Origin of the sequence: Pelagibacterium lacus (assembly GCF_003345525.1) — a bacterium.
GTDB lineage: Bacteria > Pseudomonadota > Alphaproteobacteria > Rhizobiales > Devosiaceae > Pelagibacterium > Pelagibacterium lacus.
Map to the genome: position 1 here is coordinate 138,185 of NZ_QQNH01000005.1, position 23,079 is coordinate 161,263.

The 23,079-nt window shown below is 66.5% G+C and carries 21 protein-coding genes; 11 read left to right on the forward strand and 10 right to left on the reverse strand.

Annotated features, from left to right (window positions below):
- The first annotated feature begins 232 nt into the window (after nucleotides 1-232).
- A complete protein-coding gene (locus tag DVH29_RS05680) occupies nucleotides 233-613 on the forward strand; it encodes a DUF2794 domain-containing protein (RefSeq protein ID WP_114645251.1) in 381 nt (126 codons plus the stop codon).
- 72 nt (nucleotides 614-685) lie between these two features.
- On the opposite strand, the gene DVH29_RS05685 is transcribed toward DVH29_RS05680, so the two are convergent.
- A complete protein-coding gene (locus tag DVH29_RS05685) occupies nucleotides 686-1,459 on the reverse strand; it encodes a Bax inhibitor-1/YccA family protein (RefSeq protein ID WP_114645191.1) in 774 nt (257 codons plus the stop codon).
- Between the two features lie 249 nt (nucleotides 1,460-1,708).
- Here DVH29_RS05685 and thpR point away from each other — a divergent pair, with 249 nt between their 5' ends.
- The 4 genes from thpR (at nucleotide 1,709) to rlmN (ending at nucleotide 4,954) form a co-directional block, all read left to right on the forward strand.
- Nucleotides 1,709-2,251: an RNA 2',3'-cyclic phosphodiesterase gene (gene thpR, locus DVH29_RS05690; RefSeq protein ID WP_114645192.1), complete on the forward strand. Its 543-nt coding sequence runs from the start codon at nucleotides 1,709-1,711 to the stop codon at nucleotides 2,249-2,251.
- Between the two features lie 285 nt (nucleotides 2,252-2,536).
- The gene (locus tag DVH29_RS05695) at nucleotides 2,537-3,013 is read left to right on the forward strand and encodes an invasion associated locus B family protein (RefSeq protein WP_147276010.1); all 477 of its coding nucleotides are present in this window, start codon (nucleotides 2,537-2,539) and stop codon (nucleotides 3,011-3,013) included.
- 93 nt (nucleotides 3,014-3,106) lie between these two features.
- Entirely contained in the window at nucleotides 3,107-3,616 is a 510-nt protein-coding gene (locus DVH29_RS05700) for an invasion associated locus B family protein (protein ID WP_114645194.1), read from the forward strand.
- Between the two features lie 138 nt (nucleotides 3,617-3,754).
- Nucleotides 3,755-4,954, forward strand: coding sequence for a dual-specificity RNA methyltransferase RlmN (gene rlmN / locus DVH29_RS05705; protein WP_114645195.1), 1,200 nt, complete (start codon nucleotides 3,755-3,757; stop codon nucleotides 4,952-4,954).
- An 82-nt stretch (nucleotides 4,955-5,036) separates the two neighbouring features.
- Here rlmN and DVH29_RS05710 read toward each other — a convergent pair whose 3' ends face one another.
- The 3 genes from DVH29_RS05710 to DVH29_RS05720 form a co-directional block, all read right to left on the reverse strand.
- Complete coding sequence (locus DVH29_RS05710) at nucleotides 5,037-5,234, reverse strand: YqaE/Pmp3 family membrane protein (protein WP_114645196.1); 198 nt, start codon at nucleotides 5,232-5,234, stop codon at nucleotides 5,037-5,039.
- A 71-nt stretch (nucleotides 5,235-5,305) separates the two neighbouring features.
- The gene (locus DVH29_RS05715; protein ID WP_114645197.1) at nucleotides 5,306-6,157 is read right to left on the reverse strand and encodes a 23S rRNA (adenine(2030)-N(6))-methyltransferase RlmJ; all 852 of its coding nucleotides are present in this window, start codon (nucleotides 6,155-6,157) and stop codon (nucleotides 5,306-5,308) included.
- Between the two features lies 1 nt (nucleotide 6,158).
- Nucleotides 6,159-6,806 carry a LysE family translocator gene (locus DVH29_RS05720; RefSeq protein ID WP_114645198.1) on the reverse strand — a complete coding sequence of 216 codons (648 nt, stop codon included), beginning with the start codon at nucleotides 6,804-6,806 and terminating at the stop codon, nucleotides 6,159-6,161.
- A 158-nt stretch (nucleotides 6,807-6,964) separates the two neighbouring features.
- On the opposite strand from DVH29_RS05720, the gene DVH29_RS05725 reads away from it, so the two are divergent.
- The 3 genes from DVH29_RS05725 to DVH29_RS05735 all read left to right on the forward strand — a co-directional run bounded on the left by DVH29_RS05725 (nucleotide 6,965) and on the right by DVH29_RS05735 (nucleotide 10,562).
- Nucleotides 6,965-8,191: an argininosuccinate synthase gene (locus tag DVH29_RS05725; RefSeq protein WP_114645199.1), complete on the forward strand. Its 1,227-nt coding sequence runs from the start codon at nucleotides 6,965-6,967 to the stop codon at nucleotides 8,189-8,191.
- 175 nt (nucleotides 8,192-8,366) lie between these two features.
- Nucleotides 8,367-10,193 carry a translational GTPase TypA gene (typA, locus tag DVH29_RS05730; protein ID WP_114645200.1) on the forward strand — a complete coding sequence of 609 codons (1,827 nt, stop codon included), beginning with the start codon at nucleotides 8,367-8,369 and terminating at the stop codon, nucleotides 10,191-10,193.
- Between the two features lie 63 nt (nucleotides 10,194-10,256).
- On the forward strand, nucleotides 10,257-10,562 hold the full coding sequence (locus tag DVH29_RS05735; protein WP_114645201.1) for an ATP-dependent Clp protease adaptor ClpS: 306 nt from the start codon (nucleotides 10,257-10,259) through the stop codon (nucleotides 10,560-10,562).
- 14 nt (nucleotides 10,563-10,576) lie between these two features.
- On the opposite strand, the gene DVH29_RS05740 is transcribed toward DVH29_RS05735, so the two are convergent.
- Entirely contained in the window at nucleotides 10,577-11,341 is a 765-nt protein-coding gene (locus tag DVH29_RS05740; RefSeq protein WP_114645202.1) for an MBL fold metallo-hydrolase, read from the reverse strand.
- Between the two features lie 257 nt (nucleotides 11,342-11,598).
- Here DVH29_RS05740 and DVH29_RS05745 point away from each other — a divergent pair, with 257 nt between their 5' ends.
- Both DVH29_RS05745 and DVH29_RS05750 read left to right on the forward strand, forming a co-directional pair.
- A complete protein-coding gene (locus DVH29_RS05745) occupies nucleotides 11,599-12,960 on the forward strand; it encodes a hypothetical protein (protein ID WP_114645203.1) in 1,362 nt (453 codons plus the stop codon).
- A complete protein-coding gene (locus tag DVH29_RS05750; RefSeq protein ID WP_245944893.1) occupies nucleotides 12,957-13,760 on the forward strand; it encodes a COG3904 family protein in 804 nt (267 codons plus the stop codon). The genes DVH29_RS05745 and DVH29_RS05750 overlap by 4 nt, the downstream gene beginning before the upstream one ends.
- 3 nt (nucleotides 13,761-13,763) lie before the next feature.
- Here DVH29_RS05750 and DVH29_RS05755 read toward each other — a convergent pair whose 3' ends face one another.
- Complete coding sequence (locus DVH29_RS05755) at nucleotides 13,764-14,927, reverse strand: GGDEF domain-containing protein (protein WP_114645204.1); 1,164 nt, start codon at nucleotides 14,925-14,927, stop codon at nucleotides 13,764-13,766.
- A 243-nt stretch (nucleotides 14,928-15,170) separates the two neighbouring features.
- On the opposite strand from DVH29_RS05755, the gene DVH29_RS05760 reads away from it, so the two are divergent.
- Nucleotides 15,171-15,491: a hypothetical protein gene (locus DVH29_RS05760; RefSeq protein WP_147276011.1), complete on the forward strand. Its 321-nt coding sequence runs from the start codon at nucleotides 15,171-15,173 to the stop codon at nucleotides 15,489-15,491.
- Between the two features lie 6 nt (nucleotides 15,492-15,497).
- On the opposite strand, the gene DVH29_RS05765 is transcribed toward DVH29_RS05760, so the two are convergent.
- The 4 genes from DVH29_RS05765 to DVH29_RS05780 all read right to left on the reverse strand — a co-directional run bounded on the left by DVH29_RS05765 (nucleotide 15,498) and on the right by DVH29_RS05780 (nucleotide 22,911).
- Entirely contained in the window at nucleotides 15,498-15,929 is a 432-nt protein-coding gene (locus DVH29_RS05765; RefSeq protein WP_114645206.1) for a metallopeptidase family protein, read from the reverse strand.
- The gene (leuC, locus tag DVH29_RS05770) at nucleotides 15,929-17,338 is read right to left on the reverse strand and encodes a 3-isopropylmalate dehydratase large subunit (protein WP_114645207.1); all 1,410 of its coding nucleotides are present in this window, start codon (nucleotides 17,336-17,338) and stop codon (nucleotides 15,929-15,931) included. Before leuC ends, DVH29_RS05765 begins: the two co-directional genes overlap by 1 nt.
- Nucleotides 17,339-17,457: 119 nt before the next feature.
- Nucleotides 17,458-17,988 (reverse strand): inorganic diphosphatase, encoded by a 531-nt coding sequence (gene ppa / locus DVH29_RS05775; protein WP_114645208.1) that lies wholly within the window; start codon nucleotides 17,986-17,988, stop codon nucleotides 17,458-17,460.
- A gap of 180 nt (nucleotides 17,989-18,168) precedes the next feature.
- Entirely contained in the window at nucleotides 18,169-22,911 is a 4,743-nt protein-coding gene (locus DVH29_RS05780; RefSeq protein ID WP_114645209.1) for an NAD-glutamate dehydrogenase, read from the reverse strand.
- Nucleotides 22,912-23,079 lie beyond the last annotated feature (168 nt).

Genomic DNA, 23,079 nt, shown 5'->3' on the forward strand with positions numbered 1-23,079 from the left:
GCCGGCCATCCGGATCCAAGGTTTGGGGGCTCGGTGAATCCGGAGGCCGGCGAACTGGAGGCAATGGAAGGACCCTAGCGCCGGTTTGGGGCGCCACAAGGGTGAGATTGTGACGCAAATCCGGTCAATTGGCGGAAAGTTTGCGCCCGGGCCCGCGACGGGGCACTTGCATGCGGGCGCAAACGGGTCGATCATCACCCATGAATGGACAGGCTCACGGAGCGGCCGGGATTTGACTGAGCGGTTCGAGAACAAGACCGGCGCACATGTATATGCCTTCCAGCCCTCACCGGAGCCCTCCTCCAGCCGCCCCCTCGCCGTCGTCAGTTTCGACCGGCGCGAGCTGGCGCTGATCCTCAACGTCTATGGCCAGAAGGTCGCGGCCGGCGAATGGCGCGACTACGCCCTCGATTTCGGGCGCGAGCGCGCCATGTTCTCGATCTATCAGCGCACCTCCGAACGCCCGCTTTTCGTGGTCGAAAAGCACCCCAAGCTGGCCCGCAAGCAGGGCCAGTACATGGTGGTGGGGGCCGAGGGGCGCATCCTGAAGCGCGGCCACGACCTCGCCGCCGTACTCAAGGTGCTCTCCCCCCATCTGCAGGTGGTGCGATAAAAAAAGGGCCGCGGAACAGATCCACGGCCCTCTTTCTTTCGTGCCTCTCCCCGGCAGGCGGGGAAGAATGGCTTATTCGCGGTTGCCGAACAGGCGCAGCAGCATCAGGAACAGGTTGATGAAGTCCAGATACAGCGTCAGCGCGCCCATGATGGCGAGCTTGCCCAGCCCTTCATGGCCGATGTTTTCGGCATAAGCTTCCTTGATCTTCTGGGTGTCATAGGCGGTCAGCCCGACAAAGATCACCACGCCGATCGCCGAGATGGCGAAATCGAGCGCCGAGCTGGCCAGGAAGATATTGACCACCATGGCGATGATCAGGCCGATAAGGCCCATCATCAGGAAGCCGCCCATCGCCGTCAGATCGCGCTTGGTGGTGTAGCCGTAAAGGCTCATCGAGCCGAACATGGCGGCGGTGATGAAGAACACCTTGGCGATCGAGGCGCCGGTATAGACCAGGAAGATCGAGGAGAGCGACAGGCCCATCACCGCGGCAAAGCCCCAGAAGGTGGCCTGCGCCGCCCCGAAGGACAGCTTGTTGATGCCGAAGGACAGCACCAGGACGAAGGCGAGCGGCGACAGCGCCACGACCCACATCAGCGGCGTGGTGTAGAGCAGGACGCCCCACTGGGTGAGATAGGTGCCATCGGCAAGCTGGGCGGCCGCGGCCGAGGCATCCCCGGTCACCGCCATCTGGCTGGCGAAAAAGGCGATGAGCCCGGTCAGCGCCAGGCCGATGCCCATATAGTTGTAAACGCGCAGCATGTGGCTGCGCAGACCCTCGTCTATGGCCGCGGCCGTGCCTACGCGCCCTGTTGCAAGGGTCTGACGGTCGTATTGTGCCATCGTTGGTTCCATCCTCATGATCAAAATTGGCGGGCCGGCGATTGCCCGGACATCCCTGCCCGAACCGCGTCCGCCGGTTCATGACACAATATGGAGACCGGGCCTTGAAATTACAAGCAAAAGCGAAGCCGCCCGGCCGCCTGCCGCCCGCTGTCGCGGGAAATTGATACGAGACGCGTAGCCCTGTGCTAGGCTCCGATTCGTTTCGGGGCCATCCATCCCCGTCAAGGGAACACGCGAGGTGCCATCATGCCCAGACTGTTCACCGGCCTGCAACTCCCCCACGATATCGCCTTCGCCCTGTCGCTCAAGCGCGGCGGGCTGGCCGGGGCGCGCTGGATCGACCCGGACAATTACCACATCACCCTGCGCTTTATCGGGGATGTCGACCACCTGGTGGCCGACGAGATCGTCCATGCGCTGGACATGGCCCCCTCCATGGAGCCCTTCGAGGTGGTGATCTCCCATCTGGGGGTGTTCGGCGGCAACAAGCCCAGGGCGCTCTATGCCGGGCTCGAGCCCAACGAAGCGCTCAACCGCCTGCAGGCCGGGCAGGAACGCCTGCTGCAACGGGCCGGCCTCGTGCCCGAGGGCCGCAAATTCGTGCCGCATGTGACCCTGGCCCGCCTGCGCGATTCGGGCCCCGACGATGTGGCGCGCCACATCGCCCATGCGGGCCGCTTCACCCCCCTGCGCTTCGTCGTCGACCGGTTCGTGCTGTTCTCCAGCCGCGACAGCGTCGGCGGCGGCCCCTATGTCATCGAACAGGGCTACGAGCTGGCGGCGGCCTGAAAATCACATCAATGTGACAGGGCCCCGAAGGGCGTTCAGCGCGCATTCAGCGCCGCTGGACGAAGATGACCGTGTTCCGACGCCGCACACCGGTCAAATTCCGGCCAAATTGCTCTCTAGTGTGCGCGCCAAGGGCCATATTCGGTCTGCTTTATTTGCTCTCTGGTAACCATAAGGTGCGAGTCTGGCGGCCGACATCATGAGTAGTGAAACGTAAACAAAGGGGAAGGTTTGGCGATGCCTTGTCAATCTCGCAGCCAAGTCCGCCGCCTCGCGACGATGGTCGTGGCCGCAACAGCTGTTTTTGCGTCCAGCCCGGCCGCGTTCGCCGCGACCAATCTGGGCACGTTCGATTTCTGGACCGCATGGACCGATACCGACAATTCGGGAAAGATCTGCTACGTCTCCTCGACGCCGCAGACCTCCGAACCGGGCAATGTCAACCGGGGCGACATCCATTTCATCGTGACCCGTCGGCCCACCAATCCCAATGAGGTGGCCACCATTGTCGGCTATCCCATCCACGAGACCCAGGCCAATGCCTCGGCCTCGGTCGATGGCCGCTCCTATCCCATGGTGACCCAGGGGGAAGCGGGCTGGCTGGCCTCCATCGAGGACGAATCCGGCTTCGTCGGCGCCATGCGCGCCGGGGCGACCATGGTGGTCCGCGCCACCTCCCAGCGCGGCACCAATACGGTGGACACCTATTCGCTGCGCGGGGTGACCGCCGCGCTCAACAAGATCGCCCAGGAGTGCTCCTGATTGCCAGGCCGACGCGCTCGGCAAAGGCCCGGATCGCTCCGGGCCTTTTCGGCGCCGCGCCCTCCTGCCACGCGTCCCGGGGATGAAACCATCATGAACGCCATCGCCAAACTGGGCCTTGCCGCCCTGGGCCTCATCGCATTCTGCGTGCCGCCCGCCCTCGCCCAATCGGTGCGCATCCTGGGCGAGCACAGCGCCTGGTCCGCCTATGCCACCGCCGAAGGGGCGGAGCGCATCTGTTTCGCCCTGTCGCGGCCGACCCAGACCAGCCCGCAGCCTTCCGGCTTCACCCAGGGCTATTTCTACATCACCCACCGGCCGGGGCAGGCCATCCGTTCCGAGATCAACATCGTGCCCGGCTATGCCTTCGCCCCCGGCAGCGCGGCGCGGCTGTCGGTGGGCGGGCAGAGCTTCGCCCTCTATGTCGAGGACGACGCGGCCTGGCTCGCCGATCCCAACCAGACCGCCGCCGCCACCCAGGCCATCCGCGGCGGCTCGACCATGACCGTCGAGGGGACGGCGCTGGGCGGAGAGACGGTCTCCCAGACCTATTCGCTCTCGGGCGCCACCGCCGCCACCAACGCCATCAACGACGCCTGCTGAGCGGGTCCACGCCGCCGCTTTGCGCGCGGCGCACAAATATGCTAGAGGCGGGCCCTGCGTCCGGCCGCGCGCCTTGTCCTGCGCCGCCGGACGCCCATATTCCTCACAACCCCATTGCCTGCCGAAAGTACACCGCCCATGAGTCTGGCGCTCAATATCGATCATGATATGGCCCCGCGCCCCAAGCCGCAGGGTCCGCTCGACCTGGTCGGGCTGTCGAAAAAGGACATCGCCGCGCGGCTGGGCGAGATTGGGCTCTCCGAGCGCGATTCCCGCATGCGCGCCAGCCAGCTATGGAACTGGATCTATGTGAACGGCGCCACCGATTTCGGGCAGATGACCAATATCGCCAAGGGTTTGCGCGCCGACCTCGCCGAGGCCTTCACCATCGGGCGGCCGGAGATCGTCTCCGAGCAGGTCTCCAATGACGGCACGCGCAAATGGCTGTTCCGCTTCCGCGACCCGGCCCATCCCCACATGCCCCCGGTCGAGGTCGAGACGGTCTATATCCCGGAATCGGATCGCGGCACGCTGTGCGTCTCCTCCCAGGTCGGCTGCACGCTCACCTGCTCGTTCTGCCACACCGGCACCCAGAAGCTGGTGCGCAATCTCACCGCCGGGGAAATCCTCGCCCAGGTGATGATGGCCCGCGAGCGGCTGGGGGATTTTCCCGGCGGGGTCCGCCCTACCGACGGCCTCGTGCCGCATGGGGAGAGCCGCGCCATCACCAATATCGTCATGATGGGCATGGGCGAGCCGCTGTACAATTACGAGAACGTCAAGAAGGCGCTGCTGATCGCCTCGGACGGCGAGGGCCTGTCGCTCTCCAAGCGCCGCATTACGCTTTCGACCTCGGGCGTGGTCCCCTTCATCGAGCCCACCGGCTCGGAAATCGGGGTGATGCTGGCCATCTCCCTGCACGCGGTGCGCAACGACCTGCGCGACGTGTTGGTGCCCATCAACAAGAAATGGCCGCTCGAAGAGCTGCTCGAAGCCTGCCGCACCTATCCCGGCGTCTCCAACGCCAAGCGCATCACCTTCGAGTATGTGATGCTCAAGGACATCAACGATTCCGACGCCGATGCGCGCGAACTGGTGCGGCTTCTGGCCAATATCCCGGCCAAGATCAACCTGATCCCCTTCAATCCCTGGCCGGGCTCAAATTATGTCTGCTCGGACTGGGACCGCATCGAGGCCTTTGCCGACATCGTCAACCGGGCCGGTTATGCCTCGCCGGTGCGCACCCCGCGCGGCCGCGACATCTTCGCCGCCTGCGGCCAGCTCAAATCCGAAACCGAACGGCTGAAGAAAAAGGACCGCGACGCCTTCATGCTCTGAGGCGCGCGGCCCCATCCAACTTTCTTCCTTGTCGCGCGACCGAACCGGAAAAGTCTCGCAACTTTTCCTGGTCGCACTTCTGTTACCGCCGATAGACCGCGTCTTCGCGGGTGCGGTAGCTGGCGATGATCCAGATGGCGTGGATGAGGCCGGGGATGTAGCCCAGCAGCGTCAGAAGGATGTTGAGCCAGAAATGCAGCCCGAACCCCACGCGCAGGAACACGCCGAGCGGGGGAATGAGGATCGAAAACAAGATCCGGATAAAATCGCCAAACGTCATGAGTACCGTCCCATCAATGTGCTAGCCGCAATATGGGAACAACTGGGCAGAGCACAAGGTGTTCCGTCTCCTCAGGCTTCGCCGCGCACCCAGTCGAGGCTGTAGCGGCCGCGATTCTCGTCGCTGAGCAGTTTTGCCAGCAGCGGCAGCAGGGTCTTGAGCTCGGCCTCGAGGACGAAGGGCGGATTGACTACGATCATGCCGGTGCCATGCAGCCGCGGCGGCGTCGAGGGCGGGCGGATGGTAAGTTCGATGCGGAGGATCTTGCCGATCCCAGTGGCCCGCAGCGCCGCCATATAGGCCCGCACCTCCTTAGGGTCCTTGATGGGATACCAATAGGCATAGATGCCGCCCGGCCAGCGCTTATGCGCCTTTTCAAGGCTCTGCACCATGCGCAAAAATTCCCCCTTCTCCTCGAAGGGCGGATCGACTAGCACGAGGCCGCGCTTTTCCTTGGGCGGCAGATGGGTGCCCAGCGCCGCCCAGCCATCGAGCTGGGTGACCCGGGTCTGGATGTCGCCGGCGAAATTCTCCCTGAGCGCCTCGGCGTCGAGGGGATGCAGTTCGAGCGCCATCAGCCGGTCCTGCCCGCGCAGCATATGGCGGGCAATGAAGGGCGAGCCGGGATAATAGCGCAAGCCGCCATCCGGGTTCTGCGCCCGTACCGCCGCGAGATAGGGCGCGGCGAGTTCGGCCACCGGCCGCGGCAGCGCGGCGTCCATCAGCCGCCCGATGCCCTCCCGCCACTCGCCGGTGCGCCCGGCCTCTTGCCCCGAAAGATCGTAGAGCCCGACCCCCGCATGGGTGTCGATCACCCGGAAGGGGGCGTCCTTGCGCATCAGATAGGCGAGGATGCGGGTGAGGATGATGTGCTTGGTCACATCGGCGAAATTGCCGGCGTGGAAGGCGTGGCGGTAATTCATCCTAGCGCCGCGCCTCGGCGGTGAGGATGGTAACCGCGAAGGCGGCGAACACGGCGGCGAACGACCAGTTGAGGATCTTCTGCGCCCGGGGCGAGCGCATCAGGGTTCCGGTCAGCCATTGCGCCCCCAGCACCATGCCCACGACGATGGGCAGCGAGATGACGACGAATTCGAGCCCGAGAAACATCAGCTTCGAGGCCGCGTGCGGGTCCGATGCCGAAACGAATTGCGGCAGGAAGGTCACGAAGAACAGCGCCACCTTGGGATTGGTGAGGTTGATCCCCAATCCGGTGAGATAGGAGCGGCGATAGCTCGGCGTCCTGCCGCCGGCGCGGGTGACGGTGAGCCCGGCCCCCGAGCGGATGGCGGCGAAGGCCAGCCAGAGCAGATAGAGCGCCCCGGCGATCTTGAGCACCCAGAAGGCGGCCGGCGCGGTGACGATCAGCACCGACACCCCGAAGGCGACCAGCATGGTGTGCACGGCGATGCCGCTCAGCGCCCCCAGCACCGTCGCAAAGCCGTGCCGCAGCCCGTAATTGACGGTGCGCGAGATGAACAGCGCCATGTCCGGCCCCGGCGTGATGGTGAGGACGACGGCAGCGAGCGCGAAGCTGAGGATGACCGGCAGGTCTGGCGCGTAACCAAGCATGGATGGGATCTCGACACGGGGGAAACGGCCCGCAGCATGGCTGCGCCGCTCCGATCCTGCAACCCGATTCTTGGGGGCCCGTGTGGACAGGTCCGGCGCGATCTGATTAACGTCCGCGCGAACCTTCAAGCTTCGTCCTCCGGGGATATGCGCACGCCATGACCAAAGACATCAAGAAAGTCGTTCTCGCCTATTCGGGAGGGCTGGACACCTCGATCATCCTCAAATGGCTCCGCCAGGCCTATGATTGCGAAGTGGTGACCTTCACCGCCGATCTGGGCCAGGGCGAGGAGCTGGAGCCGGCCCGCAGGAAGGCCGAGATGATGGGGGTCAAGGACATCCGCATCGAGGATCTGCGCGAGGAATTCGTCTCCGATTTCGTCTTCCCCATGTTCCGCGCCAATGCGCTCTATGAGGGGGTGTATCTGCTGGGCACCTCCATCGCCCGGCCGCTGATTTCCAAGCGCCTGGTCGAGATCGCCGAGGAGACCGGCGCCGACGCCATCGCCCATGGCGCCACCGGCAAGGGCAATGACCAGGTGCGCTTCGAATTGTCGGCCTATGCGCTCAACCCGGCCATCAAGGTCATCGCTCCCTGGCGCGAATGGGATCTCCAGAGCCGCACCAAGCTCATCGAATATGCCGAGCAGAACCAGATCCCCGTGCCCAAGGACAAGCGCGGCGAGGCGCCGTTTTCGGTCGACGCCAACCTCCTGCACACCTCCTCGGAAGGCAAGGTGCTCGAGGACCCGGGCGTGGAAGCGCCCGACTACGTCTATCAGCGCACCGTCGACCCCGTCGACGCGCCCAATGAGCCTGAAACCATCACGGTCGGCTTCGAAAAGGGCGACGGCGTGTCGGTCAATGGCGAGACCCTGTCGCCGGCCGCCTTCCTCACACGGCTCAACGAACTGGGCGGCAAGCACGGCATCGGCCGGCTCGACCTGGTGGAGAACCGCTTCGTGGGCATGAAGTCGCGCGGCATCTACGAAACCCCGGGCGGCACCATCCTGCTCGCCGCCCATCGCGGCATCGAATCCATCACCCTCGATCGCGGCGCGGCCCATCTCAAGGACGAGATCATGCCGCGCTATGCCGAGCTGATCTACAACGGCTTCTGGTACAGCCCCGAGCGCGAGATGCTGCAGGCGCTGATCGACAAGAGCCAGGACTATGTCAGCGGCGAGGTGACCCTCAAGCTCTACAAGGGCTCGGCGCAGGTGGTGGGCCGGACCTCGCCCTATTCGCTCTATTCGGAAGACCTCGTGACCTTCGAGGAAGGCACCGGCACCTATGACCACCACGACGCCGAGGGCTTCATCAAGCTCAACGGGCTGCGGCTGAAGACCTTCGGCGCCCGCCGGCAGCGCCTGGCGCGGGGATAGACTTCCCGGGCATCCTCCCCCTTCTTCCCTCGCGGGAGAAGGGGGCATTGAAGCGGCAAAACCCCGCAAATCCGGCTACGCATTGCTGCCCTGCAGCCTTTTTCCTTGTTTGCGGGCCGAGGCTGCGCTATGGCCAGCCTACTTTTTGAACCCCCGAAACATGGCTGCCCCTTTTATGAGCTTGCGCAATATTGCGATCATTGCCCACGTCGACCATGGCAAGACGACCCTGGTCGATGTCCTTCTCAAACAGTCGGGAACCTTCCGCGAGAACCAGCGCGTCGACGAACGCGTCATGGATTCCAACGATCTGGAAAAGGAACGCGGCATCACCATCCTTGCCAAGGTGACCTCGCTCAACTGGAAGGATAACCGCATCAACATCCTCGACACCCCCGGCCACGCCGATTTCGGTGGCGAGGTGGAGCGCTTCCTCTCCATGGTCGACGGCGCGGTGATCCTTGTCGACGCCGCCGAAGGCCCGATGCCGCAGACCAAGTTCGTGCTCTCCAAGGCGCTCAAGATCGGCCTGCGCCCCATCGTGGTCATCAACAAGATCGACAAGCCCGACGAGCGGCACGACGAGGTGCTCGACGAGATCTTCGATCTGTTCGTCGCCCTCGACGCCACCCCCGAGCAGCTCGATTTCCCGGTGCTCTACGGCTCGGCCAAGCAGGGCTGGATGGCCGAGGACCCGGCCGGGCCCAAGGAATCCATGGGGCCGCTGCTCGACAAGGTGCTGACCCATTTCGCCGAGCCCCGGACCGAGGACGGCCCGTTTCGCATGCTGGTGACCTCCATCGAGCGCAACGCCTTCCTCGGGCGCATCCTCACCGGGCGCATCCATTCGGGCACGGTCAAGCCCGGCGACTCCGTCCACGCGCTGGACCGCTCCGGCAAGGTGGTGGAAAAGGGCCGCATCTCCAAGGTGCTGGGCTTTCGCGGCCTGGAGCGCGAGCCGATCGAGGAGGGCAAGGCCGGCGATATCGTGGCCCTGGCCGGGCTCGAGGACGCGACGGTCGCCAATACCATCACCATCCCGCAGGTGAGCGCGGCGCTGGAAGCCAAGCCCATCGATCCCCCCACCCTGTCGGTCACCTTCCGCATCAATGACGGCCCCTTGGCCGGGCGCGAAGGCGACAAGGTGCAGAGCCGCGTCATCCGCGAGCGGCTGCTGCGCGAGGCCGAGGGCAATATCGCCATCCGCGTCACCCCGGGCGACGACAATGATTCCTTCGACGTCGCCGGGCGCGGCGAGCTCCAGCTTGGCGTGCTCATCGAGACCATGCGACGCGAGGGGTTCGAATTGTGCCTTGGCCGCCCCAAGGTGCTGTTCCGCGAAGAGGACGGGCAGAAGCTCGAACCCATCGAGGAAGTGATCATCGACGTTGATGACGAATTCGCCTCGGTGGTGGTGCAAAAGCTCAGCGAGCGGCGCGGCGACCTGGTCGAGATGCGACCCTCCGGCCAGGGGCGCACCCGGGTGAGGCTCTATGTGCCCACCCGCGGGCTGATCGGCTATCAGGGGGAATTGCTGTCCGACACGCGTGGTACGGCGATCTTCAACCGCGTGTTCCACGAATATGCCCCCTTCAAGGGCCCGCTGCCCATGCGCCGCACCGGCGTCCTGATCTCCAACGCCACCGGCCAGGCGGTGGCTTATGCGCTGTTCAACCTCGAGGATCGCGGCCCGATGCTGATCGATCCGGGCGTCGACGTCTATGAGGGCATGATCGTGGGCGAGCACAATCGCGAGAACGATCTGGAGGTCAACGTCCTCAAGGGCAAGCAGCTGACCAATATCCGCACCACCTCCAAGGACGAGGCGATCCGGCTCACCCCGCCCAAGAAGCTCAGCCTCGAACAGGCGCTGAGCTATATCGCCGACGACGAATATGTGGAGGTGACGCCGCAATCGGTGCGGCTGCGCAAGATCCACCTCGACCCCAACGACCGCAAGCGCGCCGCCCGGGCCGCGGCGGCCGAAGCGGCGGCGAGTTGAGAAAGGGGAGGGAGATCCTATATACTGGGGATCTCCCTTTTCCTTATCGTTCGAGAGGTCGCGATGAGCGATATATCGACCCAGAACCGCACCCGGACGCGCCTGCGCACCGCACGGCCCAAGCTGCACAAGGTCATCCTGCTCAACGATGACTACACGCCGCGCGAATTCGTGGTGAAGGTGCTTGAATCGGTGTTCGGGCTGGGCGAGCCGCAGGCGGAATCGATCATGATGACCGCGCACCAGAAGGGGGCGGCGGTCATCGCCGTCTATACCAAGGAGATCGCCGAGACCAAGGCCGACGAGGCGATCGAGCTCTCCCAGCAATTCGGCTTCCCCCTGATGCTCACCACCGAGCCGGAGGAATAGGGGCTGCAGGCACCCTAATACCACTCTCCCCGCACCACTTCGGTCGCGTCGGTTTCCTCGGCCAGAAGGGTGGCGAACAGGTCGAGGTCGCTGTCATTGTAGTGATAGGGATAGACAAAAGCCGGGGCGAAGGCGGCGACGCCGGAGGCGGCCTGGGCCTCGGTCATGGTGAAGGGCAGGTTCATCGGCACGAAGGCGATGAAGATATCGCTCAGCGCTCGCATCTCGGCGATGTCCTCGGTGTCGCCGGCGATATAGATGCGGCGGTCGCCAATGGTCAGCACATAGCCGTTGTCGCGGCCCTGCGGGTGGTATTGCAGCCGGTCCTCTGTGGTGTTGTAGGCCGGGATGGCCGCGATGGCGATTTCGCCGAAACTGTCGCTTTCGCCATTGGCGAGCTGGCGCGCCCGCGCGGCCAGGGGCTCGGCCAGCATGGCGAACACCGCCGGATTGGCGATGATCTCGGTGTCCTCCCCCGCAATCCCCTCCAATGTCCCGGCGTCGAAATGATCCCCATGCTCATGGGTGATGAGGATGAGGTCGGGCGCGGCGAGATGGGCATAGAGCCCGGCGCTGCCGACCGGATCGACATAAACAGTGCCCGAGGGGGTTTCGAGCACCAGCGACGCATGCGAGATAGGGTGGACGACAATGTCGCCGGCGCTGGTCGGATAGGTGTCGCCCCCGGCCTGTTGCGCAAACCCGATGCGCGGCAGGACGAGGGTGGTGCCCAGGACGGCGAGCCCCAGGCCCAGGGTCTGGCGGCGGTTCAAATCCATGATTTCCTCCTCTTGATGACCGGAGGGAACCGGAAAGACCGGCAGAGGGTTGCATGGAGCCGGGACGCCGGGGCCGCTCCGCGCCATCACAATAGCGCGAGAGACCGCCGACCCTTGGGAAAACCGGGCGGTTTTTTCCGCGCGTGCCCGCCCGTGACGAAAGTTCCCATCTCGATTTTGCCGGGATTTGCCTGTTAAGCTTGCGTTAAGGCATGGGGCGGCTGGCCCGGACGTGCCGGGATTGCAAGGGACCGCACATGTCGAGCCAGAACAATGCCACGCGCATCGGCCAGACGATCAAGGGGCTGGAGACCACCTCGCGCTTCGCTTTGGCCGTGCTGGCGCTGGCCAGCGGCGTCTATACCTATATCGGCGTGCGCGGGCTGCTGGACGGAGACGCCAATTACGTCTTCTTCGCCGCCATCATCTATTCGGTGGCCGTCTCGGTCGGCATCTATGTCTTCTGGAGCTATATGATGCGCTTCCTGCCGCTGATGCGGGAAGCCAGCCAGCGGGTGCTGATGATCGCCATCATGGTGCTGGGCTCGGTGATGATCGTCGCCATGAGCTCCTGGCTCAACGCCGCCGCGCTGGCCGGCTCGGCCGCGCTCGAACAGCACATGGCGGTGACGCTGGAGGAATTTTCCGGCGATCTCGACGCCGCGCACGGCAATGCGCTTTCGGCGCAATCGCTGCTCCCCGACGTGCAGCGCGCCGCCGAGCGCTTCGCCACCCTGGCCGAGGAGGAGCGGGCCGGCGGCGCCCTCACCGGTTCGGCGGGATCGGGCTCGGTGGTGCAACTGCTGAGCCAGATGAGCACGCAGATGACCGCGCTGGGCTCCTCGATCGCCCAGAGCCAGGACCGGGTGGCCGGCCTCTTCGAAACCGGCAGCGGGCACCTCGCAGCCATGCGCGACCTCGTCTCGGGGACCGGCGAAGTGCAGCCGCGCGCCGATCTCTTCGCCGGCGAAGCGGTCAAGCTCGCCGGGGTGATCGCCGCGCTGCAGGAAACTTCCGTCGCGTCCTCGGTGGCGCGGGCCGCCGACGACCTTTCGCTGGGCTTCATCGCCCCGGTGGCCGATGGCCAGAGCGCCGGGCTGGTGGCGCGTCAGGACGCGGCCATTGCCAATGTGCGCTCGGCGGTCGACGCGCAATCGGTGGCGCTCTCCCAGGCCGCGCAGGCGATCATGGCCGAGCCGGCGGTGCAATCGCGGCGCTTCGTGCCGCTGTCCACCGCCGAGGCGGTGATCCGCTATGCCTCAGATTTCCTCCCCTCCTGGGCCGGGGCCATCTCCATCGACCTTCTGCCGGTGGTGCTGGTGCTGCTGCTGGCCGTCGCCCATTCGGCCATGCGGCGCGACGCGGAGGCCATGGACGACGCCGAAACCCTCACCGCCGCCGACATGATGCGCGCGGTGGCGCTGCACAACCAGATGCTGGCCGCCCAGGCCGCCGCGCGCGCCGCACCGCCCCCGCCGGAACCCGAGGCCGAACCGGCCACCGAGGACGCGCCCGATGACGCCGAAGTGGCCCGCACCGGCCCGCACGGGGGCGACGACACGGTGACCGCGCTGCCCGCCTTCCAGCGCAAGCGCAGCGAAGGCCCGGCCCGGCCGTGAGCAGCATCAGCCCGCCCGCCCCGCGAAAAGGCCCCGGCGCCCGCCTGCTGGCGGCCCTCGACGCAGTCAGCGATAGCGCCATCCTCAAGACCGCCTTCTTCGCCATGCTGGCCGGCACCGCCTGGGTGCTGGTCAGCGACTATCGCGCGCTCAGCGCGCTGCGCCCGCACGAGCTGGCGGTGACCCCGGGCGGCGATCCGGTACTGCCGGCGGTCGACCGCCCGGAAATCGACCCCGACAATCCCGCCTACCGCCCTCTCGAACAGATCACGACGCCCCCCGAGCGCCTGGCCGAGCCCCTGTCGATGGAGCTGATCCCAGGGGGCGTGCTGATGCTCGAAGGCACCATCACCCCCGGCGCCGCGGCGCTGTTTGCCGCCGAGGTCGCGCTGCGCGGGGACTATATCGAGACCGTGGCGCTCAATTCCCCCGGCGGGTCGGTCGAAGACGCGCTGGCCATCGGCCGCGCCATCCGCGCCGCCGGCTTCGCGACCGCTGTGGGCGACGGAGCGCTATGCGCCTCCTCCTGCCCGCTGGTTTTGGCCGGCGGCGTGGCGCGCGCCGTCTCTGGCACCTCGGCGGTGGGCGTGCACCAGATCTATGCCGATGCCCGCACCGGCGAGGCGCTGGGCTCGGCCCAGGCCATGAGCGATGCGCAGGCCATAACGGCGCGCATTTCCCGCTATCTGGGCGAAATGGGCGTCGATCCGCTGCTCTGGGTGCCCGCCATGGAGACGCCGCCCAACCGGCTCTATTACCTCACCGGCGAGGAGATCGCCGACTACGCGCTGTCTCTCTGAGGTTCACTTGGTGCCGGCGGCCAGCCCGAAACCCGATCGTGCGGCGAGGCGGATCGTGTCGCCGCCGCTGCGTTGCGCCTGGGACAGGGCCCACAGCGCCCGGGCCAGCATTTCGGCATAGACATCGCCGGGCTCGCGCTCGGTGATGCCGATGGAGAGGGTCACCGCGCCGAGCGCCGGGTCCTCCGCCGCAGCGGCGCGAAAACTGTCGGCCAGCGCGCGGGCGGCAAAGAGGTTGGCGCCGGGAACCAGCACGGCGAAATCATGCTCGGCCATGCGCCCGACCAGCGCGTCGCGCGGGGCGCCGGCCCCGAGGCACTCGGCCAGCGCAACCACCGGCAGCGCGTGCGGGCGACCGGAGAGATCCATGGCGAGGAGGATGAGGGCCAGATCGCCGGCCGCCGGATCGGCCAGATTCGGCGCTGCGCCGGCCAGGTGCCGCGCCGCGTGATGGGCAAAGCCGGCCCGGGTCAGCACCCCGGTCTGCGCGTCGCGCTCGGAATTGCGGATGATGCGCGCCGCGCTGTCCGACAGCATCATCCCCAGCGCCACCATGGCGAGGGTGACGATCAGCACCGCGCCCGAGACCGCCGACAGCGCCGCATAGGACGTCGCGGCAAAGCCGCTCGGTTCGGCCCCCACCCCGCCGGTCCACAGGGCGACGAAGGGCTTTGCCGGAAAATGGACCGCCATGAGCGCAAAGAGCAGCATGACCAGCCAATCGGCCCGCACCTTGTCGCGGGCGCGCCAGATGATGCTCAGCGCCAGGAGGCTGAGCAAGCCATAGGGCAGCTGATAGAGCATCTGCCGGGTGAAATCGGCCCGCGGCAGGTCGAGGATCATGAGATAGAGCAGCGCCGAGGCCGCCCCGATGGCCAGCCCGCCCCCGCGCGACAGCCCGACCCGATAGCGCCGCGCCAGCCCATCGGCGACGAAGATGAACATCGCCACCATGGCCACCGCGATCACCATGCGCGTGGCGCTGGGCGCAAAGCCGGTGGCGAGAACGATCTCCCCGCCAAAGCTGAACCCGGCGGCGGCGAACGCCAGGCCGAACGACACCGCCGGCCGGTTGACGCGATCGAAATGATACAGGGCGAAAAACGCCGCAGCCTGCACGAGGCACAGGGCCAGCACCACCCAATAGACAAAAATGGCGCTGCTCATAGCCGTCCGTCCACGATCCCTCTCGGCCGCGCGGGCGGCGGTCTGCATAGTAATGGCCGTCCCGACGGATTTTCATCCCCGTCCGGCCGGCACTGACATTTTACACCCTATCAGCCCGAAATTGGACGAAGCGTTAATGACATCCCCGGCACCGGCCGACGCAACCCTTGCGGCACGGCCGGCGTTTCCCGCCACGAGCGGCATCGCCCGGTGCCGCAAGCGCGTGACAACCGGAGACCGACCATGGCCAGCACATTGACGACGCTCGAGGATATCCGCACCTGGACCCAGCCGCGGGGCGGCAATCCGATCATGGCCGACATGCCCGAGCCGAACGGCACCGACCAGCACCTGCTCGGCCTCACCTTCGACCAGCACATGCTCAATGCCGACGCCAATGAGGGGCCGGATCGCCCGGGCAGCCATTTCGAACTGGTCGACTGGGAGAGCTGGTACGCGGCCTTCCAGGCCCAGGACCTGGTCCTCGTAGTCGATGACGACCTCGAAGGCGACACCTATGCCGATTACCGCTTCATGAGCCGGTCCGAAGCCGAAAAGGGCTGACCAAAGCTAGCGCAATCCGTCGTCGATGGCGTACATGTCGTCGTCCGAGAGGCCGAAATGGTGACCAATCTCATGGATGAGCACATGGGTGACGATCTCGCCCAGCGTATCGGTGTGCTCGGCCCAATAGTCGAGCATGGGGCGGCGATAGAGCCACACCCGGTTGGGCATCTGGCCGGTGAAGGGGCTCGCCCCGTCATCGGTGAGGCCCACGCCCTCGAACAGGCCCAAAAGGTCGAAGGGGCTGTCGAGCTCCATGTCCTTGCAGACCTCGTCGGTGGGGAAGTCGGCCACCCGACATTCGACGTCGCGCGACAGCGAGCGGAACGGCTCGGGCAGCGCGTCGAGCGCCGCGACGGCGAGCGCCTCGATATCGTCGAGGGAGGGGGCCGCCAGCGGCCCCCAGAATTTTGCGTCGCCTTCGGGTTTATCCGCCATTACTGGCGCGGCCACTCGCGGATATCGACGAAGCGGCCACGGATGGCGGCGGCGGCGGCCATGATGGGCGAGACCAGATGCGTGCGGCCCTTAAAACCCTGCCGGCCCTCGAAATTGCGGTTCGAGGTCGAGGCGCAGCGCTCGCCGGGGGCCAGCTTGTCGGCATTCATGGCCAGACACATGGAGCAGCCCGGCTCGCGCCAGTCGAAACCGGCCTCAATGAAGATCCGGTCCAGCCCTTCGGCCTCGGCCTGGGCCTTGACCAGTCCCGAGCCGGGAACGACCATGGCGTTGACCCGCTCATGCACCGTGTGGCCCTTGACGATGGCGGCGGCGGCGCGCAGGTCTTCGATGCGGCCATTGGTGCACGAGCCGAGGAAGACGCGGTCGAGCTCGATATCGGTGATCCTTGTGCCGGGGACGAGACCCATATAGTCGAGCGCGCGCTTCTTGGAGGCCCGGCGATTGGCGTCGGCGATCTGGTCGGGATCGGGGACGGCGCCCAGAACCGAGATCACGTCCTCAGGCGAGGAGCCCCACGAGACGATGGGCGGCAGGTTGGCGGCGTCGAGCCGGACTTCCTTGTCGAAATAGGCCCCTTCATCGGTATAGAGGGTCTTCCAATAGTCGAGCGCCATCTCGAACGCCTTGCCCCTGGGGGCGCGCGGGCGATCCTTGACATAGGCGAAGGTGGTTTCGTCGGGGGCGATCAGCCCGGCCCGAGCGCCGCCCTCGATCGACATGTTGCACACCGTCATGCGGCCTTCCATGGAGAGGCCGCGAATGGCTTCGCCGGCATATTCGAGCACGTGCCCATTGCCGCCGGCGGTGCCGATCTCGCCGATAATGGCCAGGATGATGTCCTTGGCGGTGACCCCGGCCGGCAGCTTGCCGTCGACGGTGACGCGCATGTTCTTGGCTTTTTGCTGGATCAGCGTCTGGGTGGCGAGCACGTGCTCGACTTCCGAGGTGCCGATGCCATGGGCCAGCGCCCCGAAGGCACCATGGGTCGAGGTGTGGCTGTCGCCGCACACAATGGTCATGCCGGGCAGGGTGAAGCCCTGCTCGGGGCCCACGATATGGACGATGCCCTGGCGGATATCGAGCTCGTTGTAATATTCCACGCCGAAATCGGCGGCGTTCTGGGCGAGGGTGTCGACCTGCAGCTTGGATTCGGGATCGTCGATCCCCTGCCGGCGGTCGGAGGTGGGCACGTTGTGATCCACCACGGCCAGGGTGCGCTCGGGCGCGCGCACCTTGCGGCCGGAGAGGCGAAGGCCTTCGAACGCCTGCGGGCTCGTGACTTCGTGGACGAGGTGACGGTCGATATAGAGGATGGCGGTGCCGTCCTCATCGTATTCGACGACGTGGTCATCCCAGATCTTGTCATAGAGTGTCTTGGCGGTCATTGCGTTCGGTTTCCGGTCGTGAGGTCAGTTTTCCGTACCCACGGGTACGGTTTGCGCTATTTTTACGCCCGCAACCCCGTCTCGGTCAAGGGGTGCGGGCGCGGCGCGAAGGTCCGGACTCAGCCCTTCCGGGCCCTTTCGATGGAATCGAGGATCACCTTTACGGCATCGTCGCGATTGCCGATGCGATCGATCTTGGCCCATTTGCCCGGTTCGAGGTCTTTGTAATGCGTGAAGAAGTGCTTCACGCGCTCGATCTGGATCTCGGGCAGGTCGGTGACGTCCTCGATGGCATCATACATCTGGGTGAGCTTGGAGACCGGCACGGCGAGGATCTTTTCGTCCTGGCCGCCATCATCCTCCATGAGCAGCACGCCGACCGGGCGCGAGCGCACCACGGCGCCGGGCACCAGCGGGCGCGAGTTGAGGACGATGACGTCGAGCGGGTCGCCGTCGCCGCACAGGGTATGAGGCACGAAGCCGTAATTGCCCGGATAGCGCATGGGCGTATAGAGGAACCGGTCGACGAACAGGGCGCCGCTGTCCTTGTCGATCTCGTATTTGATCGGTTCGCCCCCGAGCGGGACTTCGATGATCACGTTGAGGTCTTCGGGCGGGTTCTTGCCGACCGGGATGGCGTCGATATTCATGTTCGGTTCGATCCTGAACGTCTGGGGAGGGGGAAGACGCGGGCTTTTTGCCCATGGCGGCCGATCAATGCAAGTCCTATCGGCGGCACGATGACCGCGGCGGGGCGGGAAAGCGCGCACCCGCCCCGCCCCAATCCGCCGGAATCGGACCGGGGCCATGGGGTTTGACCCCTCTTCGGATCAGCTGCGCACGAGGTCGCTCAACAGGCCCGCCGCGACGGAAAGACGCGAGAGGGTCAATTCGCCCTCGGTGAGATCGGCCACCGTATCGCCCAGCCGGGCGATGGCCGAGCGGCGCGGCGCCTTCCAGGCCGCGATGCGGTCGGCCACCGGCCCGTCGCCGGCCGAGAGGATGTCCGAGGAGAGATCACGCAGGGCCCGCAGCAGATTGGCCATGGCCCGGTCGAGCGCCATGCGGTCGAAGCGGTCGGCGGCGGTGAGCATCGCCCCCTGCTCGGTGAGCTGGCCGATGCGGAACATCTCGATCACCTTAAACATCGCCGTGGCGGCGTCGAGCACGTCCACATCGCATTTATAGGCCACCAGCACCGCGTCCGGAGCCAGCGAGAGCACCGAGAGGGCGGCGATGCGGCGGGCGAGATCGGGCGGGGTGCCGCCCTCCTCGAACTGCTTTTCCCGCGTGGCGATCGATTCGGCGAGGAAGGGGGAGACGAGGTCCGGCAGGGCGACGCGAATGGCGGCGATGCCCTCGCGATAGCGCTCGACAAGGTCCGACAGGCCCTCGGTGAAATCCTCGTTGCGCAGGAACCACAGCGCCTGCGACACCTGCAGCGCCTGCGCCTCGGCATAGAGCGTCAGCTGGAGATCGCCGGGCACGCGGTTGTCGAGCGCGTCGATGGCCGCGTGCAGCCCAGGCAATTCGAAACTGTCGCGTGCCAGGGCATAGGCGAAGGCGACGGCGCCCGGCTCGGCCGCGGTCATGGCGACGAGCTTGGAGACGAAGGCCGGGCCGCCGCGATTGATCATGGCATTGGCCAGCACCGTGGCGATCACCTCGCGCCGCAGGCGATGGGTCTCGATGGTCTCGGGATAGCGCCTTTCGAGGGTGGCGGGGAAATAGCGATAGAGCTCCCGCGCCAGATAGGGATCGTCCGGGGTCGGGGAGGCCAGAAGCTCGGTGTAGAGCGTGTTCTTGGCATAGGCGAGCAGCACCGCCAGCTCGGGGCGGGTGAGCCCGGTCCCCGCGGCGGCGCGTTCGGCCAGCACCGCATCGTCGGGCAGGTATTCGATGGCCCGGTTGAGTTCGCCCGTCGCTTCCAGCTCGGCCATGAGATCGACCAGATCGGGAAATTCGGCCATGCCGCGCCGCTCGATGAGCGAAAGGGCGAGGGGCTGGAGATAGTTGTTGCGCAGGCAGAGCGCCGCCACCTCGTCGGTCATTTCGGCAAGGAAGGCGCTGCGGGCCTCCATATCGAGGGCGCCCGAGCGCACCATGTCCGAAAGGGCGATCTTGATGTTGACCTCGAGGTCCGAGGAGTTGACCCCGGCCGAATTGTCGATGGCGTCGGTGTTGATGCGGCCGCCGCCCAAGGCGTATTCGATGCGCCCGCGCTGGGTGACGCCGAGATTGGCGCCTTCGCCGACCACCCGGGCGCGGACGTCGCGCCCGGCGACGCGGATGGCGTCATTGGCCTTGTCGCCCACCTCTGCATCGGCCTCGTCCGAGGCGCGGATATAGGTGCCGATGCCCCCGAACCACAAAAGGTCGACCTCGGCCCTGAGGATGGCGGAGATGATCTCCCCCGGCCCGGCGGTGGGGGTGGCGAGGCCCAGAAGTGTCTGCATCTGCGGCGAGAGGGGAATGGATTTGGTCTGGCGCGAGAAGACGCCCCCGCCCTCGGAGATGAGCGCGGCATCGTAGTCGGCCCAGCTCGAGCGGGGCAGATCGAACAGCCGCTGGCGCTCCCTATAGGCCCGCTCGCTGTCGGGGTCGGGATCGATGAAGATGTCGCGATGGTCGAAGGCGGCGACCAGCCGGATCGTTTTCGACAGCAGCATGCCGTTGCCGAACACGTCGCCGCTCATGTCGCCTACCCCGGCCACGGTAAAGCCCTGGGTCTGGATGTCGATGTCCATTTCGCGGAAATGGCGCTTGACCGCCTCCCAGCCGCCCCTTGCGGTGATGGCCATCTTCTTGTGGTCGTAGCCCGCCGAGCCGCCCGAGGCGAAGGCATCGCCCAGCCAGAAATCGCGCGCCGTGGAGATGGCGTTGGCGGTGTCGGAAAAGCTGGCGGTGCCCTTGTCGGCCGCCACCACCAGATAGGGATCGTCGGCGTCGCGGCGGAACACCATTTCGGGCGGCAGGACCGTATCGCCGAGGAGATTGTCGGTAACGTCGAGCAGGGCGCCGATGAAGATCTTGTAGCAGGCGGTGCCCTCGGCCATGAAGGTGTCGCGGTCGGGATCGGGCGGCATCTGGCGCGGCACGAAGCCACCCTTGGCGCCGATCGGCACGATCACCGCGTTCTTGACCATCTGCGCCTTGACGAGGCCGAGAATCTCGGTGCGGAAGTCCTCGGGCCGGTCCGACCAGCGCAACCCGCCGCGGGCGATGGCGCCGCCGCGCATATGCACCCCCTCGACCCGGGGCGAATAGACGAAGATCTCGCGGTAGAGCCGGGGCTCGGGCAGGCCGTCGATGCGGTGGGGATCGAACTTGATGGCCAGCGCCGGGCGTGCGGCCCCGTCCACCCGCTGGTAGAGATTGGTGCGCAGGCTGGCCTCGATGAGGTTGAGCAGGCGCCTGATGATGCGGTCCTCGTCGATCGAGGCGATGGCGTCGAGCCCGGCGGTGATGGTCTGGTGCAGCGCCGCCGCCTTGGCCTCGCGGTCGCCGGTGAGCGCGGGATCGTGCAGGGTGTGGAACAGGGCCACCAGCGCCCGCGCCAGGGCCGGCTGATGGGCCAGGGCGGTCCAGATATAGGTCTGGGAATAGGCGATGCCGATCTGGCGCAGATAATGGCCGAGGGCGCGCAGGATGACCACATCCTCATGGCCGAGCCCGGCAAGGAGGGTGAGCTTGTTGTAGCCGTCATTCTCCACCGCGCCGGTGGAGACGGCGATCATCGCCGCTTCCAGCCGATAGGCGCTTTCGGCGAGGTCGGGCACGGCGCCGGCGCGCGAACGCAGGGTCATGTCGTGCAGATAGCGCACCTCGCGCCCGGCCGGCCGGATCTGGTAGGTCCGCTCCTCGATCACCGAAAAGCCGAAATTCTCCAGCGTCGGCACCCGGGCCGAAAGCGGGATGGCATCGGCGCGATTGTAGACCGAGAGGCTGAGGCTGTCCGGGCCCTCGCGGCCCGCCGCCAGCCGCACCGCCAGCGGCGTATCAGGCCCCAGGGTGCGGAAAATGGCGATGTCCTCGAGGGCATCGGCATGGGAATGATCGGCCTGGTAGCCGGCGTCGAAGGCCTCGCTGTATTCGGCCACCGCCGCGCTGCCATGGGCCGCCGAGCGCAGCCGGTCGGCGAAGGTGCGGGCGATTTCGCCGATCTCGGCTTCCAGCGCCTCGCGGCTCGGCTGCGGGGTCGGCCCGCCGGTGCGGCCGATGATGAAATGCACCCGGGCCAGGTCGCCCTCCGGGAAATCGGGGGTGAAGGCCGAGACATGGCCCTCATAGCGGGCGGCGAGATGCTGCCCGATCCGGGCCCGCACGGTGGAATCGAAACGGTCGCGCGGTAGGTAGACCAGCACCGAGACGAAATTGTCGAAGCGGTCGATGCGCGGCAGCACCCGCACCCGCGGGCGGTCGGCGAGGGTGGAGATCACCGAGGCGAATTCGAAGAGCTGCGCTTCGGTGATCTGGAACAATTCCTCGCGCGGATAGCTGTCGAGGGCGTTCATCAGCGCCTTGCCCGCATGGGAATGGGGATCGAGGCGCGAGCGGCGCATGGCGTCGGCGATCTTGCGGCGCACCAGCGGCACCTCCGCATGGGGCGTCGCCAGCGCGGCGGAGGTAAAGAGGCCCACAATGCGCAATTCGCCGGTGATCCGCCCCGACGTGTCGAAGGTCTTGACCCCCACATAGTCCATATGCACCCGCCGGTGCACCAGCGCCCGCCGATTGGCCTTGGTGACCATCAGCGGCTCGTCGGTGGCCAGGAATTCCAGGTGCTGGGCGGTGGTGTGCACATAGGCCTCGCCCTGGCGCAGATAGAGATAATCCGGGTCGCGCAATATGCCCAGCCCGCTCCCCTCGACCGGGGCCAGCGAACGGGTCTCGCCCGCCCCTTCGAGGCGGTATTCGCGCATGCCGAGGAAGGTGAAATTGTGATCGGCCAGCCAGGCGAGGAAGTGGATCGCCTCGGCCAGGGCCGGCTCGCGCATTTGCGGGGGATGGTCGCGATAGGCGATGACGGCGCCGCGCAGGCGTTCGAGCATGTCGCGCCAATCGAGCACGGCGGCGCGCACCTGCGCCATGGTGCGGTCCAGCTCCCCGGCGATGGCCTCGGCCGCCCCGGGATCGGCCGGGGTGTCGATATGGACCTGCAGCACGCTTTCATTGCGCGTCTGCGGGCCCGGTTCGGCCAGAACCGTCCACGGCGTCGTCGTGGTATCGACCGCGACCACCGGATGGGTCATGAACTGGATCACCGCGCCGGTCGACCGGATCGCCGCTAGGGCGGAATCGACGATGAACGGGGTATCGGCGGAATAGATGTCGATGATAGTCCGCTCGGCCAGCGCCGGGTCCTCTGGCCGCCAGATATGGATATCAGCCCGGCCGGGCTTGCGCTCCCCGATGCGCGAGAAGCTGCGCTCCAAAAGCGGTTCGAGCCGGGCGGGCGGGTAGAGGGCGAGGTCCTGCTCGTCGGTCGCGGCGATGGCCTTGGCGATGAAGCGGGCCAGCCCCGGCCGCTCGGGTTCGAGGGCCGCGATGCGGTCGGCCCAGCGTTCTGGCATCGCGTGGTCACTTTGGCTCATCGCCCGCTTGTCCTCAACTGCTCCGGTGGGAGGAGCCTAAGCGCCTCCCGGTCCAATGTCCAACAGGCCCGGGCCGGCCTGACCTGTCTCTGGCGCGAAAGAGCCGGGCACTCCTGCCCGGCTCGGGTTTGCGTGGTCTCGTGGTTG

Coding starts and splice junctions, on each gene's coding strand:
- DVH29_RS05765 (WP_114645206.1), bottom strand. CDS start 15,929: ATGGCGGATAAACCCGAAGGCGACGCAAAATTCTGGGGGCCGCTGGCG.
- DVH29_RS05720 (WP_114645198.1), bottom strand. CDS start 6,806: ATGCTTGGTTACGCGCCAGACCTGCCGGTCATCCTCAGCTTCGCGCTC.
- DVH29_RS05755 (WP_114645204.1), bottom strand. CDS start 14,927: ATGAGCAGCGCCATTTTTGTCTATTGGGTGGTGCTGGCCCTGTGCCTC.
- DVH29_RS05710 (WP_114645196.1), bottom strand. CDS start 5,234: ATGACGTTTGGCGATTTTATCCGGATCTTGTTTTCGATCCTCATTCCC.
- leuC (WP_114645207.1), bottom strand. CDS start 17,338: ATGACCGCCAAGACACTCTATGACAAGATCTGGGATGACCACGTCGTC.
- DVH29_RS05715 (WP_114645197.1), bottom strand. CDS start 6,157: ATGAATTACCGCCACGCCTTCCACGCCGGCAATTTCGCCGATGTGACC.
- DVH29_RS05745 (WP_114645203.1), top strand. CDS start 11,599: ATGTCGAGCCAGAACAATGCCACGCGCATCGGCCAGACGATCAAGGGG.
- ppa (WP_114645208.1), bottom strand. CDS start 17,988: ATGAATATCGACGCCATCCCGGTCGGCAAGAACCCGCCCGAAGACCTC.
- DVH29_RS05725 (WP_114645199.1), top strand. CDS start 6,965: ATGACCAAAGACATCAAGAAAGTCGTTCTCGCCTATTCGGGAGGGCTG.
- thpR (WP_114645192.1), top strand. CDS start 1,709: ATGCCCAGACTGTTCACCGGCCTGCAACTCCCCCACGATATCGCCTTC.
- rlmN (WP_114645195.1), top strand. CDS start 3,755: ATGAGTCTGGCGCTCAATATCGATCATGATATGGCCCCGCGCCCCAAG.
- DVH29_RS05740 (WP_114645202.1), bottom strand. CDS start 11,341: ATGGATTTGAACCGCCGCCAGACCCTGGGCCTGGGGCTCGCCGTCCTG.
- DVH29_RS05735 (WP_114645201.1), top strand. CDS start 10,257: ATGAGCGATATATCGACCCAGAACCGCACCCGGACGCGCCTGCGCACC.
- DVH29_RS05685 (WP_114645191.1), bottom strand. CDS start 1,459: ATGGCACAATACGACCGTCAGACCCTTGCAACAGGGCGCGTAGGCACG.
- DVH29_RS05700 (WP_114645194.1), top strand. CDS start 3,107: ATGAACGCCATCGCCAAACTGGGCCTTGCCGCCCTGGGCCTCATCGCA.
- typA (WP_114645200.1), top strand. CDS start 8,367: ATGAGCTTGCGCAATATTGCGATCATTGCCCACGTCGACCATGGCAAG.
- DVH29_RS05760 (WP_147276011.1), top strand. CDS start 15,171: ATGGCCAGCACATTGACGACGCTCGAGGATATCCGCACCTGGACCCAG.
- DVH29_RS05780 (WP_114645209.1), bottom strand. CDS start 22,911: ATGCCAGAACGCTGGGCCGACCGCATCGCGGCCCTCGAACCCGAGCGG.